Source organism: Flavobacterium niveum (assembly GCF_055231775.1).
The window spans coordinates 78,577-92,048 of the sequence record NZ_JBUYSX010000002.1 but is presented as its reverse complement, the minus strand read 5'-3'; the positions used below and the strand labels follow the sequence as shown (position 1 = coordinate 92,048).

At 40.4% G+C, this 13,472-nt stretch carries 11 protein-coding genes; 2 read left to right on the top strand and 9 right to left on the bottom strand.

The genetic code is table 11. The features are described 5' to 3' along the window. The 3 genes from ACZIX4_RS05770 to ACZIX4_RS05760 are packed head-to-tail and all read right to left on the bottom strand — an operon-like array spanning position 1 to position 3,228. Complete coding sequence (locus ACZIX4_RS05770) at positions 1-1,251, bottom strand: hypothetical protein (protein ID WP_463334661.1); 1,251 nt, start codon at positions 1,249-1,251, stop codon at positions 1-3. After that, positions 1,251-1,928: an acyltransferase gene (locus tag ACZIX4_RS05765; protein ID WP_463334660.1), complete on the bottom strand. Its 678-nt coding sequence runs from the start codon at positions 1,926-1,928 to the stop codon at positions 1,251-1,253. Before ACZIX4_RS05765 ends, ACZIX4_RS05770 begins: the two co-directional genes overlap by 1 nt. 43 nt (positions 1,929-1,971) lie before the next feature. Beyond that, on the bottom strand, positions 1,972-3,228 hold the full coding sequence (locus ACZIX4_RS05760) for an oligosaccharide flippase family protein (RefSeq protein ID WP_463334659.1): 1,257 nt from the start codon (positions 3,226-3,228) through the stop codon (positions 1,972-1,974). Between the two features lie 134 nt (positions 3,229-3,362). Between ACZIX4_RS05760 and ACZIX4_RS05755 the strand changes: the two genes are divergently transcribed. Next, the gene (locus ACZIX4_RS05755) at positions 3,363-4,802 is read left to right on the top strand and encodes a hypothetical protein (protein WP_463334658.1); all 1,440 of its coding nucleotides are present in this window, start codon (positions 3,363-3,365) and stop codon (positions 4,800-4,802) included. Positions 4,803-4,888: 86 nt separating this feature from the next. Here the strand turns inward: ACZIX4_RS05755 and ACZIX4_RS05750 are convergent, their stop codons facing one another. Then, positions 4,889-5,452: a hypothetical protein gene (locus tag ACZIX4_RS05750; RefSeq protein WP_463334657.1), complete on the bottom strand. Its 564-nt coding sequence runs from the start codon at positions 5,450-5,452 to the stop codon at positions 4,889-4,891. Positions 5,453-5,663: 211 nt separating this feature from the next. Between ACZIX4_RS05750 and ACZIX4_RS05745 the strand changes: the two genes are divergently transcribed. Beyond that, a complete protein-coding gene (locus ACZIX4_RS05745) occupies positions 5,664-7,517 on the top strand; it encodes a glycosyltransferase family 39 protein (protein WP_463334656.1) in 1,854 nt (617 codons plus the stop codon). Positions 7,518-7,557: 40 nt separating this feature from the next. Here ACZIX4_RS05745 and ACZIX4_RS05740 read toward each other — a convergent pair whose 3' ends face one another. The 5 genes from ACZIX4_RS05740 to ACZIX4_RS05720 all read right to left on the bottom strand — a co-directional run bounded on the left by ACZIX4_RS05740 (position 7,558) and on the right by ACZIX4_RS05720 (position 13,472). Continuing rightward, positions 7,558-8,271: a glycosyltransferase gene (locus tag ACZIX4_RS05740; protein WP_463334655.1), complete on the bottom strand. Its 714-nt coding sequence runs from the start codon at positions 8,269-8,271 to the stop codon at positions 7,558-7,560. A 97-nt stretch (positions 8,272-8,368) separates the two neighbouring features. Beyond that, the gene (gene rfbD / locus ACZIX4_RS05735; protein ID WP_463334654.1) at positions 8,369-9,226 is read right to left on the bottom strand and encodes a dTDP-4-dehydrorhamnose reductase; all 858 of its coding nucleotides are present in this window, start codon (positions 9,224-9,226) and stop codon (positions 8,369-8,371) included. Positions 9,227-9,230: 4 nt separating this feature from the next. Beyond that, positions 9,231-10,223 (bottom strand): hypothetical protein, encoded by a 993-nt coding sequence (locus ACZIX4_RS05730; RefSeq protein WP_463334653.1) that lies wholly within the window; start codon positions 10,221-10,223, stop codon positions 9,231-9,233. 9 nt (positions 10,224-10,232) lie between these two features. Then, positions 10,233-11,921, bottom strand: coding sequence for a DUF6909 family protein (locus tag ACZIX4_RS05725; protein ID WP_463334652.1), 1,689 nt, complete (start codon positions 11,919-11,921; stop codon positions 10,233-10,235). 63 nt (positions 11,922-11,984) lie between these two features. Then, a complete protein-coding gene (locus ACZIX4_RS05720; RefSeq protein ID WP_463334651.1) occupies positions 11,985-13,472 on the bottom strand; it encodes a GH3 auxin-responsive promoter family protein in 1,488 nt (495 codons plus the stop codon).

Here is a 13,472-nt window from a genome sequence, read left to right as displayed (position 1 = left end):
TTATTCCGCTTTTGGCAATAATTGGTTCCTTTTAAAAATCAGTTCGCGGTAACGGATTAAAAACCCAAGCATTACCGATTTGGTGTCGGGCACAAAATATAATCCCATAAATACCCAATATGAACATATAAGGAACACACCGGTACCCACAAATATGTTATTCATGGCTTGTGCTTCCGGTATATCTGTTTTTATCCGTTTAAAGAAAAAGGCAATGGAAAAAATGAGGATTATGTCGCCTAACAGCCCCGACTTTAAGAGCACGGTCATAAAACCATTGTGCAAAAAGGGTATGTATCGCATAAAGCTGGACTGTAGCCATACCTTCTTTTTAAGGTCTACAGATGAACCCATACCCTGCCCTACCAATATTGCCGCAGTACCTTGTTGTTTTGTTTGCCTGATGGTAAGTATGGTTTCGTAAGAGCGGTAGTTGTCGTTAAAGTCTTTCCAGTCGTCTACATCTACCTTTGTTTTAAAAGGCTCTATAGGAGAATTCTTGATTTTGTAAAGCAGTGCTTCTATCCCTTTTTGTTTACGGGCCGGGTTATAGTAGTATATGGCTGCATATCCAATAAGTATTACCAAAAATGCAAGGCCTAACGCCCTAATCGCTTTTTTGTTTAAAACCAAATAGCCCGCAGCAGCAAGATAAAGTATGGCAAACTGTATAAAGTTAGTACGTGCCAGGTACATAAAAATGGAAACGCTCATAAGCACCACGCCAATGATATACCATTTTTTTGAAACCTGTATGCCAAATTTTCTGTGAAACAGCAGAAAGATAAGAGCATATACTTCAAAATCGCTGAAATAACCTGAATGCATCCGTAATTCTGGCATCGTATGGGCGTGAAGCACCAATAAAGCGTAACAAATAACAATAAGGTGTATAACTGCTATGGCAATACCTATATTTATAAATACTTTTAGCGGGCTTTCCATGTAGTCTTTACATAACTGGTAGCCCAGTAACAGCCCTATTATAGGTTTAAGCAGGTAAGCTATATCCCTGGCATATTCGTATAATGCCACATCATGGAAAAAGCTTACAATAAAAGCTATAATAAATATGGCTACAAAATATGATATACACTTTATTATGCCCCATGAGTACCTTTTACGAAGGGTAACCAATGCCATAAGTGACCATACCGAAAAGATAACTTCATAATTGTTAAGGTACGGCAATCCTATACTTATAAAAAATAATACCTGGTATATATATTCCTTTTTAAATACTGCGGCCATTATTGTATTTGCTTAATAATTTTTGCGGGTATACCGCCTATCACGCTATAGTCCGGGAATACACCATTTACCACAGCCCCGGCTGCTACCACACAATGATTTCCTACTACAGATCCGTCTAAGAAAGTGACCTTGGCCCCTACCCAAACGTTATCACCTATAACAATACCTTTAGAGGTTACCCCCTGCTCGCGTATCAGTTTTGTAGTATCAGAAAAATTGTGGTTTTCAGAATGGAAGCTTACATAAGAACCCATAATTACATCGCTGCCTATGGTAATGCCCCCTGCGGCACCAAATTCTGTAAAGCGCCCCACAGCCGAATTATCGCCCATTTTAAGGCCTGCTCCGTATTTAGAGAAATGGCTGGTACAGGTAACCAGTGAGTAAGCCCCTATTTTGCAGTTGCTGCCTATAATAACTTTATTGCGGGCGTAGCCGTCTATTACTGTGTGATGTTCTATGGTGCTGTTAGGGCCTATGATTACGCCACGCCTATTGCTTATGCTGCAATTGCGGCCCAGGTATACCTTTTTTCCAAGGCCCAGGTAACCCCGTACAAGCATAGCTGCACGCCCAAAAATTGTACTGTAGATAAGCCCTCCCGGCAAATCGGGGTCTATGGTATATTGCTTACCTGATCGTTGCAGTAATTTCTGGAATATTTTCTTAATCACGGGTTTATACTATGGCTCGACTGTAAAGATACAATAGTTTTTATTAATGGTGCCTCGGGCGTGTTTTTATGGCAATGGCAAACAGCACTGCCGTGGCAGCTTCGGCAATTATTAACGCCGTTATGGCGCCGTTTATTCCGTAGCGGTACAGCAAACTTATTAACAGGCCAAGGCCTGCAACCACCATAATGAAGGTTATTTTTACATAGGCTTTTTGCAGGCCGTAGCCCAATAGCAACTGCCGTAACGGCACCGATATACCAAAAGCCAAAGGTAACCCAGTAGCTATACGTAAGGTCTGTGCCAGGTTTTCGGGCTCGGTGGCGTTAAAATGATTTATTATAAGCCCGGCATTAGAATATACTAGCGCCATGCTTATGGCTATAAACAGAAAGTTAGCACCGTTATAGGTACGCCAAAAACGCATACAGGCAGCAGTGTTTTGTTCTATAAGGTAACAAACACGCGGGTATATAAAATTAAAGAACAATAATATATAGGTGCGGAATATTACTACTACCTGCTCTAAAATACGGTAACCTCCCGCAAGTGCATCGCCACCAAACCATTTTACAATGATAATCGGGGCATACATTTGCAACGAAAAGAAAATTTGCGACCAAAGCAGTGCAAAATGCTTTTTAAGGAATGCCGAAACCTCTTTAGTAGATGTATGGGCTATGTTTATGTTGAAACGGCGGCTAAGGTACCACAGTGAAGCACCGTTAGCCAGCAGCATGCCCAGTCCCCAAAATAAGTTGATATAAATATAATCTTCAGGGTGTTTTACACACAAAAAGACCCCGGCGAGGTAAAACCCTTTTGAAAAGATATTGATAAAGGTAGTCCATTTAAAATCTTCAAGCCCCTGGAATACCCAAACAGGGCTTATGGCCTGGGCTGCCAGTACCGGAAGCGCCATAAAGTACATTGCTTTTTCTGTAGCCAATGCAGGTATGGCCACAACCGATAAAACAACCAACAGCAATACAGCCGCAAGCATAACCAGGCGCGATGCATATGCCGTACTGAGCATACCCGAAAGCACAGCCTTATCTTCACGGTATACCGATACGTCTTTTACCCCGGCTATGTCACTGCCGTAGTCTACAAATACCATAAGGAAAAAGTACACCGCCAGGCAGGCGCTAACCTTACCGAATACATCTTCACCACAAATGCTTACTATGTAAGGCATAACCAGTATCGGGGTAACAAGGTTAAAACCCTGCCCAAAGCCATATACTGCAAGCTTACGGAATTGCTGATTAAAAAGTATGTTTTTTATGAAATTAAACATGCAGGCAAGGTACAAAAAGAAGTATGCATAAAAAATAGCATTTCTGCGGTACTTTATTCCTTTCAAAATTGCTTTATGCCGTGCTTTTGATACCTTTGGCAAATTAAAACAAACCAAAAAACTGATTTATTGTTATGAAGTTTTCTTTTAAAACAAAGGTGGAGATTATAAACCTTTGCGCATTGTTATTTGTATTTGCCGGCATCTTTATCTTTTTTCAAAGCGCGCATCCGTTTATTCCCTGGGATGGTGATGACTGGAAAACCCTGAGCTTTTATAACCGGCATGCCTACCCTACCTGGGGCACTTGGAACCCGAGCCGTATTTTACCTGAAGTTTTAGGGCCGCTTGTAGGATATTTTGCTGCTTATGTGGTTTATCCTTTCTGCGGAGACTATCTGCAATCTGTAACATTCAGCATGAGCCTGCTGCTGGCTTTGTCTACAACAGTGTTTTTTTACATGCTGTGCCGTCTTTTTTACAGCTTAATAAAAAACCAAATGGTTGCCTTGTTTTCTGCTTTGCTGGTAATTGTTATGTATTTCCTCATTTTTAAAAGCAACCCTGAGAACAACTTTTACATGTTCTGGTCTTTTAACCTGTGTACTTCTATCTACTATTTAGTCCCTAATATCCTTAACTCTATATTGGTTTGCTATTTCATAGATAAAATTATTAATAACAAAAATTTACAGCTTACACAAAATAACATTGCCAAATATAGTTTTGGGGTACTAATACTGTATTTTGCCGTATTCTCTATGCTTTGGGCGAGCGCTGTACTTGCCATTTATTTACTTCTGGAAATTGTATCAGGATTTTTCAAAAAAGGTATTTCAGGTTATTGGAACGAAAATTTAAAATTCAACAAAATATACCTGCTTGTATTTGTTTTATTTTTAACCTATTGTGTTTTTGAGTTTTTTGGAGGAAGGTCTGCCGAACTGCAAAACTCATATAAATGGAGTACAAAACTTGTTGGTTCTTATAAACAGTTTATGAGGCTTGCCAAACAAATTGAAACCTTAACGATGTTACTGGGCATCCTTGCCCTTGTTGCGGCATTAGTAATACGATTCATATCTAAAGAAACCAATGCTGCTTTTAAACTATTAATACGCTTCCTTGTATGTATGGTTGTTATCAGTGCATTTTATATTATTGCAGATACTAAAGCGGGGCCACAGTTTGCTTACCGTATAGAATCTGTTTACGGCACTTATTTTTTCCTTATCCTGGCTATTGCAATTGCCTGTATTTATATAACATCAAAATATCCTAAGGCATTTATAGTACTTCCACTTATAACCTCTGTAATGTTTATTGAAGCTACACGTTCATCAAAGCCTTACAATGAAGGTAACTGGTCAGACACTTCTGCTTTACAAAAATACAGGTACATGTCGCACTGGATTGAGGAGATAAAGAAAGCCGATAAAGAAGGTAAAACAAGCGTAACCATAAAATATCCGGCTGATGTAGGCATTTATTTTGGCGGCCTTACAGAAGCTTTATTTGCACATAATATTACCACAAAGCCCATAACTATTGTTGCCGAAAAAGAAGTGAAATAGGTAATTACCTTACGTTTTTTAAATAAATAATAAAGCCCGGAAAAATTTCCGGGCTTTATTATTTATTGTTTTTTACTGCTACAGGATTATTGGGCAGCCCCTGTAATTTCCTTTATTTTATTTAACAAAGGATCGGCAGGATAAAAGAATGGTGTTTTAAATTCAGGGGCGCTTTTGTAAACCGTAAGTGTACCTTTTGTAGCATCAACTTCGGTTTTAAACTGGTCATCGCGGCTGAAATAGGTAAAAAAGTCAGATCCTTTTATTTCAAAGCCATTACCGGCATAATTAATTTTAACTTTTTTAAGTACTATTGTATCTTCCTGTTTTTTTAGGCCAAAATCTAACCTGATGTGGGTAGGTATACGTGCATCCGGCACTTCAAAATATGCCTTGCCGTCTTCCTTTTGTCCATCAACAGTACTCCATGCTACATCTTCACCGTTAAAGCTTATAGTACCGTCTTCTGTAAAATACATCCCGAAATCTTCGGTCTTAGAGGTATAAACAGACAGTTCTACGTTAAAATTAGGGTTTGCTGCTGCAGATGTTTCAACTTCTTGTGTTTTAACTTCTTTTTGCTTCTCTTCCTTACAAGAAACCATAAGGCCAAACATGGCAAAAGCCAGAACATACATTTTGATTTTCATCGTTATAATTTTTGGCAAATGTATATAAAATTAATATTCATTCAGCCCATTTGTTAATACTGCCAACAAAAATTTTCTTTAGTTACGCACATAATTTCCAATAAAAGAACGGAATATATTTTGTTTGGTGTTTTTTTCTGTTTTAGCTGTTTTTGTTCGTTATTTTTTAATTCATTTGCTTATTACAAAACTGTCATTAACTTTTAAACACATGAAAATTTTAAACTGGATTAAAGAAAACACTACACTTTGTGTACTGCTCCTGGTAGCTTTTATATTCCGTGTATACAGGCTCAACTTTCAAAGCCCCTGGGGCGATGAACTTTTCACCCTCATTAATTCCAGTTCAGATAAATCATTTGTCGAAATATTTACGGTGTTAAAGGGAGACGTACACCCACCGCTTTATTACTATATAGTACACTACTTCCTTGTTATTTTTGGCGACTCGGCTTTTGTAGCAAGGTTTGTTTCGGTATTATTCAGCATCGCTGGTTTAGCCGCTTTATATTATCTGGCTAAGGAGTTGTTCGGCAATAAAAAAGTGGGGCTAATTGCCGTGGCACTACTAACCATAAATTATTTCCAGTTTTATTATGCACAAGAGGCCAGGATGTATACCATGCTGTTCTTTACCACTACAATGTCTTTTATTTACCTTGTAAAGTTTATTAAAGACCCAAGTATAAAAACAGCTTTGTGGCACGCGCTATTTGCTTCATTAATGATAAATACGCACTTTTTTGGCCTATTTGCACTTTTTTCAGAATATGTAATATTGTTGTTCTTCCTTATAAAACCATATAAGTCTACCTCTAAAAATTTCTTCCTGTACTCGTTAATGTCAGGGGTAATAACTATAATATCGTTTATCCCTTCTATTATTATTGTTAAAGGCATGAACAGTAAAACATCGTTCTGGATTCCCGCTCCCGAAAGAGATGTGTATACGGCAATGATGAAAGAATTCTTCGGCTTTTCTGAAATATGCATATGGATAGCCGCTATTGCTATAATATATTTCTTTGTAAAGATTTTCGAAAAAGGCGAAATACAGCAATACCGTATAGACCCGGTAGAAGAAAAAGAAACATTTTCATTCTTTGTGCTTTTTATATGGTTGTTAATTACATTACTAACCCCTTTTGTACTGTCTTACATTAAGTTCCCTATGATAATAAGCAGGTACTTCATAAACATGGTGCCTCCTCTTATACTTATTATTTCGGCAGGTATTTTCTATGCTAAAAACAGCATGGTACGCCTTTCACTTGTTACGGTATTTATTATTTTTTCACTTACCGATGTTATTGTGGTAAGGCATTTTTATAATGCAATAATGAAAACCCAATACCGTGAGGTGAGCCAGTACGTTAAAGACCACCATAAAAACAACGAGAAGATACTCTCAAGTTTTGAATACTACTTTTCTTACTATCTTAAAAAGAACGAGAACAATTTTGTAACAAACAGTTCGCTTAACCAATATGTAGACCGCATTGTAAACCAGCATGAAAAGCCTGAATCTTCATTTTGGTATGTAGACATCAATAATATACAGGATCCGGCCACGGAGGGCACTAATGCCATACTGGACAGCCTGTATGTGGTAGATGATAACGTGGCGCTTTTTGACGCTTATGCAAAACATTATCATGACAGGGCAACTTACAAACCGAATGTAAACCTGACCAAATTTAAACCGTTTAAAGAGCGTAGCGGTGACGGAATAAATACTATTGTAGAAATCTTCAACGATAAAGGAAACACCGTAGAAATATCGGGTTGGGCTTATTTCTATGACCAGTCTATGCAAAATGCCAAGATATTCCTTGCCCTGATAAACAACGACGGAGAAACCATTATTAATCCTGAAAGCGTTAACCGTGGAGATGTAACCACTTATTTTAAAAGTTCTTATGACCTGTCCAGGTCAGGGTTTAAAATAGACCTTGCCAAAGCAAACCTGAAGCCCGGCACTTATAAATTGGCTGTATATATAACAGACGGCACAACAAAAAAAGAAGGCCTGGTTATTACAGATAAGGTGTTAACAGTAAACTAAATACAATAAAAAAATGGAAGCTTAGGCTTCCATTTTTTTATTAATACTTTCTTCCGAGTAAATATAATTCCCTTAAAATTTTAAAGCCCGATTTCCAGCTGAGCTTAGAGCCTTCTATATCCTGCCACTTGTTTAACGGAATTTCGCGGCCTTTGTGTAATTGCCCCTGTTGCTTCAGGCGGATGAATATCTCCACATCAAACAACCACGAAGTAATAAACGGCTTATTAAATCCATAAGGTATAACCTCTCCGGTAAATATCTTTGCCCCGCATTGGGTATCATATATCCCCGTATCAAACTTCATGCTGATAAGAGTAATAATAATCCTGCCTATATAGTGCCTGTGTGTTTTACGCTTTATGCCGGAATTAAGCAGCTTAACCCGGGATCCCATTACAAAGGCTGCATCGCTCCTCACGGCTTTATCTATAAGACGCTTTACTTCTTCAGGAGGGGTAGAAAAATCGGCATCAAAATATCCTATGTGGGTAAATTCTCCCCTTGCATAAAGGTCGTTAACCGATTTATATATGGTATTTGCCTTACCCGAGTTTTGCTCATAATTTAAAATAAAGCAGCGCTCAGGGTATCTGTTGCATATTGTATTAAGCACTGCCAATGTACCATCAGTACTACCGTCATTTGCAAAAAATATAGTAGCATCAGTGTGGGCTACAAGGTAATCAATGTTTTTCCCGTCAATCCTTTTTTCCTCGTTATAGCAGGGGATTATTATTGCTGTTTTTTGCATGTGCTATGGCAATAGCCTGCTGGTTGCAGGGCTTTTTAATTTTTATTCGCAATCTTTCTTTTTCGGCACCAATGTACTTAAAATATTAACTACTTGGTTATTTTGCCATTTCATTGGCAAGGCTTTCTTTCCAGTCCGGCACGGTAAGCCCGAATACCTTCTTTATTTTAGCCTTGTCTAATACGCTATATGCCGGGCGCGCTGCTGGTGTAGGATAACCGCTTGTAGGTATAGGGTTTAACTGCACGTTAATATTACCTAATGCGAAAATTTCCTTGGCAAACTCATACCAGTTGCATTGGCCTTCGTTACTGTAATGGTAAATACCGTATTGGCCTTTGTCATGGCTTATAATATGCAACAACGCATCGGCCAAATCATTGGCATTAGTGGGTGTCCCTATTTGGTCGTTTACTACCCTCAGGTCAGTGCCGGCATTACCCAGGCGCAGCATGGTCTTATAAAAATTATTACCAAAGCCCGAATATACCCAAGCCGTACGTATTATATAATGTGCTTTTAACGTAGTGGCCACAGCCTGCTCCCCCTGTAATTTGGTTGTACCATAAACCGAAACCGGATGCGTAACATCCTCTTCGGTATAAGGTACCGTATTAGTACCATCAAAAACAAAATCAGTAGAAATGTGCAGCAATACAGTACTATAAGTATTACATGCTTCCGCAAGGTTTTTAGCACCGGTTAAATTTACCAGGACCGCTTTTTCTGGTTCGCTTTCAGCCTTATCTACTGCTGTATACGCCGCAGCGTTAATACAGTAATCAGGCTTGAGGTTACTGAAAAGCATATTGATACTTTCTTTATCGGTAATATCAGCTTCATGGGAATTGCAAAAATGAAACTCCAACCCCGGGTAATCCTTAGCCGCTTGCTGCAATGCCTGGCCCAGCTGCCCTCCGGCGCCGGTAACCAGTACAGATTTAGTAACTGCCATACAACTATTTCAGTCCGCGTTTTATCATTTGCCTCCTGTAATAATTACGGAAGGTAACCACAACAGTAAAAATAAACAGGAACAACAATGGCAATATTACTTTCATTTTACCTAACAGGCTACCCGATTTGGCTACATTAGCCACTACCGCCCTGTCTTTAATTACCGCCTGGTAATCTATCTGCCTTATGTGGTTTTTATTTTGCTCGCCTACAAGGCCGTTTTTCATGTTCAGCAGGTCTGCCAAATCAGTATTGTCATTATAGTACAGCAGGCTCGGATTAGCTTTTCTCGACTCTTTACTGTAACCGGCCACTACCCTGTCTACCTGTACAATGATACTGTCAAACTGGCTAATTTTATATTCCAGGTCTTTAAGGTTCTGCTTTTGAACCTGTAAAAAATAAGGGTTAGAGTTGAAATATTTCATCAGCGGGTCTACCATTTCTTTTCTGTCCTCTTCCTTATTCGTAGTAATGGTAATAACGTGGTATTTATAGTTTTTACTGGTAACACCTTCTTTTACTTCTTTTTCTACATCGCCATTATCAGTTATTATCTTAAACAGTTCCAGCTTACTTTTGTTACTTTCAACACTGTTTGAAGCATCGTTTATATAATCGTAGATATCTACTACCGGCTCTATCTCTATATTTGAAACTGATTTAGGGTCTTTAATACCTAACCCGGCCAAAAACTCCTTATCCCCTTTCTTAATTTTAGATTCTATCAGGTCCACCTGTTCATACAGGTAATTCACACTGTTAAAATTAGGAATAACAAATATTTTATGGGTAAAGCTTTTGCTTCCATAATCCAGGTAAGTGCCAAGGCCTGCCCCTGCAACAAACAACAGGATTAAAAGAACTATGTTGCGCTTAATAAAAAGTATCAGGTCAAAAAAACGGTCGTTAATACTGCCTATATAGCCCTGCACCTTCTCTTTTACCTGACCCAGGTCTATTTCGGCATTGTAGTTAGCGTTGTTGTTTTCCATTTCAGTTTCTTATTGGATATTAAAAATTTGTTCAAGTATTTTTATGGTAATCAGGTAGGTAGGCTTTACTCCCGTAGTACCAAGGCCTCCACTGGCCAGCGTACTGCCGGTTTCAAGCGGGTTATCTGAGGCATAATAAGCATAGCGTACCTTAACATCAGGGTTTATGCTCTTGCGTATTTTGCTAGCACTCTGTATCGCCTTTTGGTAATAAGCCCCTTCCATTTCCAGGCCTATAACACCCCAGGTACTTTGGTTAAAAAACTTCAGCAGGTCTTTGTTCTGGAGCGATGTACCCAATACGCTTACCATAGGCCCGCTGTATACCGGTATGCCCTGCCCTTCAAACATTTCGGCAGTAAGCTCATTATAAAACGGATAGTTATCACCCGTGCCCTCGTTTATGTGTGCCGAAGGTATCATAATATCACCCTTGCCTCCTTCCAGGATACCGGCCTTACCCATTATGGAAACTGATTCCACATTTAGTAACGTTTTATGGTCGTTTTCCTTGTATGGCTTCAGCAATTCGTCTATGGTTTCATAGGCCTGCTCGCCAAAAGCGTAGTCCATTACCACAATTACCGGCTGATGTTCTGCAATATCCGCCTTAGGGAATGCCGTTTTACTGAAGTCTATTTTAGCAGTGTCGAATATCTGTACATCTATGTTGGTTCCCGAAGTATCGGGCATGTATATCATACCGTTTTTCAGGGCGGCTTCCTGCACCTTATCACGCTGGGCTCCGTTATCAGAACGGCTCAGCTCTTCGTATATAAAGAAGTCGTCCTTGTCCTTATACTTACTTTTAAGCAATGGCGGCGCAAATACCGAGTTCATTACGCTGTGCATGTTAGCGCTTATAATGTGTATAGGGCGTTCCAGCAGGCCGTTTTGCTTCAGTACGGCCTTAATATTGTCGGCCCAGATTTCGCCGTGTATGTGGTGGCCCAGCCTTTCGCGCAACATGGGTGAAAAAGTTATGGTACGTTTGTGCCCACCCATAGATTCTTCTATGGCCAGCTTACCCAGCCAATAGATTACCCTTAAAAACCTGTCCGGGTCGGCCTTGGTGGCAAAGCCGGCATAGATATCGGTAATCTCTGCAAAGGTACGGCCCAGTACGTTACTTACGTGGCTTATGGCCGTTTCGCGCTCCTCCAGCGTAAGGGGTTCGTCATGCTTTATAGTCTCCTCCAGCTTTACCCAGTCGCGGGTAATCTCGCCGTTATCGTCTATAAGTACTCGATTTTTTATTTTTTCTGCCTCAATGTATATAAAAGTAAGGTGCGTAAGGATATCGTAAATATCGCTGCGCCCTCGGGTAATTTCCACGTTCATCTGCTCATCGTCTATACGGTAGCAGTTGCGCTTACGCTTAGGCGGTACTATGGCCTTAAAATGGCTTTTGCCATAGCCTTCGTCGCTGGTAAGGTTTACAAAGCGGCATTGCTCTATACCCACCGGAAGGCGTTCTATAACATACAACAGGCCATTAAGCTCTGCTTTTTCTTCAGCTATGGAACCATATATTTCGGGGCGAAGCTGTAATAATGCTTCACGCAAGGTTTCGCCACTAACACCCATAGGCTTATAGAAGCCGCGGTTAAACAGGTGGCGTATGGTTATGTACAGGCGTTCTATGGCAGCAGAAGACTCCTGCGCACGCGAACGTGTAATGTTTTTTATTCCCTGCATAGTGTATATTTTATCGCAAATGTAGGTTTTTTAATTTTTAGTGTGTTTAACTTGCGGTTAACGCTAAGATTTCTTAAAAAAATCGGCAATCTTCCGGTCGTTGCTTAGGCGCGGTAGCTTGTTTTGTCCGCCCAGCTTGCCTATGCTTTTCATGTATTCCTGGAAACCATTTTGCTGCACCCTTGTAATCACAACCGTACGTAGCACATTGCCCACAATCAGGTCGTCATAGTACACATTCTGCTTACGCATGGCGGCATCTATTTTCAGGGCAAAGGCATCCATATCCTGAGGCTCGTTTTCAAACTCTATCAGCCATTCGTGGTACGGAAGGCCACTTTCGGGCGTTATCTGTGGGGCAACGGTAAACTCATTAATGCGCACCTCGGTACCTTCCATAGCCTGCTCCAGTGCGGTTTCTACCTCCTTGCCTATTACGTGCTCGCCAAACGCCGAGATATAGTGTTTAACCCTGCCGGTAACCACTACCCTATATGGTGCAAGTGATGTAAACGCTACGGTATCGCCTATGTTGTAGGCCCAAAGCCCGGCATTGGTAGAAATAATAAGCACATAGTTTACGCCAAGCTCCACCTCTCCTATGGTATAACGGCGTGGGTTTTCGGTAAAAAACTCTTCTGCCTTTATAAATTCGTAGAAAATACCGGAGTTAAGCAAAAGCAGCATCCCCTTTTCTGCCTGGCTGTCCTGGTAGGCAAAAAACCCTTCAGAGGCAGGGAACAGCTCAATGCTGTCTACCTTACGGCCAATAAGCTTTTCAAACTTGGCACGATATGGTTCATAATTTACCCCGCCATAAATGAACAGGTTAAAGTTCTTGAAGATATCGCCCACGGGTTTCCTTCCCTTTTGGTGCAGCTTTTCAAAATACATCTGCACCCAGCTGGGTATACCCGATATTACGGTCATGTCCTCGTTTATGGTTTCACCTACAATGGCATCTACCTTGGTTTCCCAGTCGTCTATGATATTGGTTTCCCAACTCGGCATACGGTTCTTTTGCAGGTATGCAGGTACATAGTGCGCTACTATGCCACTAAGCCGGCCAAACTTCACGCCATGTTTTTCATCCAACTCAGGGCTGCCTTGCAGGAAAATCATTTTGCCGTCTACAAAATCGGCATTACCCGTTTCGTGCACATAGCTTAGTATCGCATTGCGTGCTGCTTGAATATGATACGGCATGCTTTCCTTAGTCAGCGGAATGTACTTGGCACCACTCGTAGTACCCGATGTCTTTGCAAAATACAGCGGCTTCCCCGGCCAAAGGATATCAGCATCACCGTGGACAACCTTTTCTACATAATGCTTAAGCCCTTCATAATCGCGTACGGGTACTTTGGCAGCATAGTCGGGATACGAAGTTATACTGTCAAAACCATGGTCTTTACCAAACTCCGTTTCTTTTGCTTTAGCAAGCAGTTCCCTAAACACCTTTTCCTGTGTGGCTACAGGATTTGTAGCCCACTTTTGGGTTTGGTTATGGACTATGCCTGCAAATATTTTGGCTCCAAATGTTTTTAATGACAT

Excerpts from the sequence above, each read along its gene's own strand:
- ACZIX4_RS05770 (WP_463334661.1), bottom strand. The coding sequence starts at position 1,251 with ATGGCCGCAGTATTTAAAAAGGAATATATATACCAGGTATTATTTTTT.
- ACZIX4_RS05760 (WP_463334659.1), bottom strand. The coding sequence starts at position 3,228 with ATGTTTAATTTCATAAAAAACATACTTTTTAATCAGCAATTCCGTAAG.
- ACZIX4_RS05755 (WP_463334658.1), top strand. The coding sequence starts at position 3,363 with ATGAAGTTTTCTTTTAAAACAAAGGTGGAGATTATAAACCTTTGCGCA.
- ACZIX4_RS05750 (WP_463334657.1), bottom strand. The coding sequence starts at position 5,452 with ATGAAAATCAAAATGTATGTTCTGGCTTTTGCCATGTTTGGCCTTATG.
- ACZIX4_RS05745 (WP_463334656.1), top strand. The coding sequence starts at position 5,664 with ATGAAAATTTTAAACTGGATTAAAGAAAACACTACACTTTGTGTACTG.
- ACZIX4_RS05740 (WP_463334655.1), bottom strand. The coding sequence starts at position 8,271 with ATGCAAAAAACAGCAATAATAATCCCCTGCTATAACGAGGAAAAAAGG.
- rfbD (WP_463334654.1), bottom strand. The coding sequence starts at position 9,226 with ATGGCAGTTACTAAATCTGTACTGGTTACCGGCGCCGGAGGGCAGCTG.
- ACZIX4_RS05730 (WP_463334653.1), bottom strand. The coding sequence starts at position 10,223 with ATGGAAAACAACAACGCTAACTACAATGCCGAAATAGACCTGGGTCAG.
- ACZIX4_RS05725 (WP_463334652.1), bottom strand. The coding sequence starts at position 11,921 with ATGCAGGGAATAAAAAACATTACACGTTCGCGTGCGCAGGAGTCTTCT.
- ACZIX4_RS05720 (WP_463334651.1), bottom strand. The coding sequence starts at position 13,472 with ATGTCATTAAAAACATTTGGAGCCAAAATATTTGCAGGCATAGTCCAT.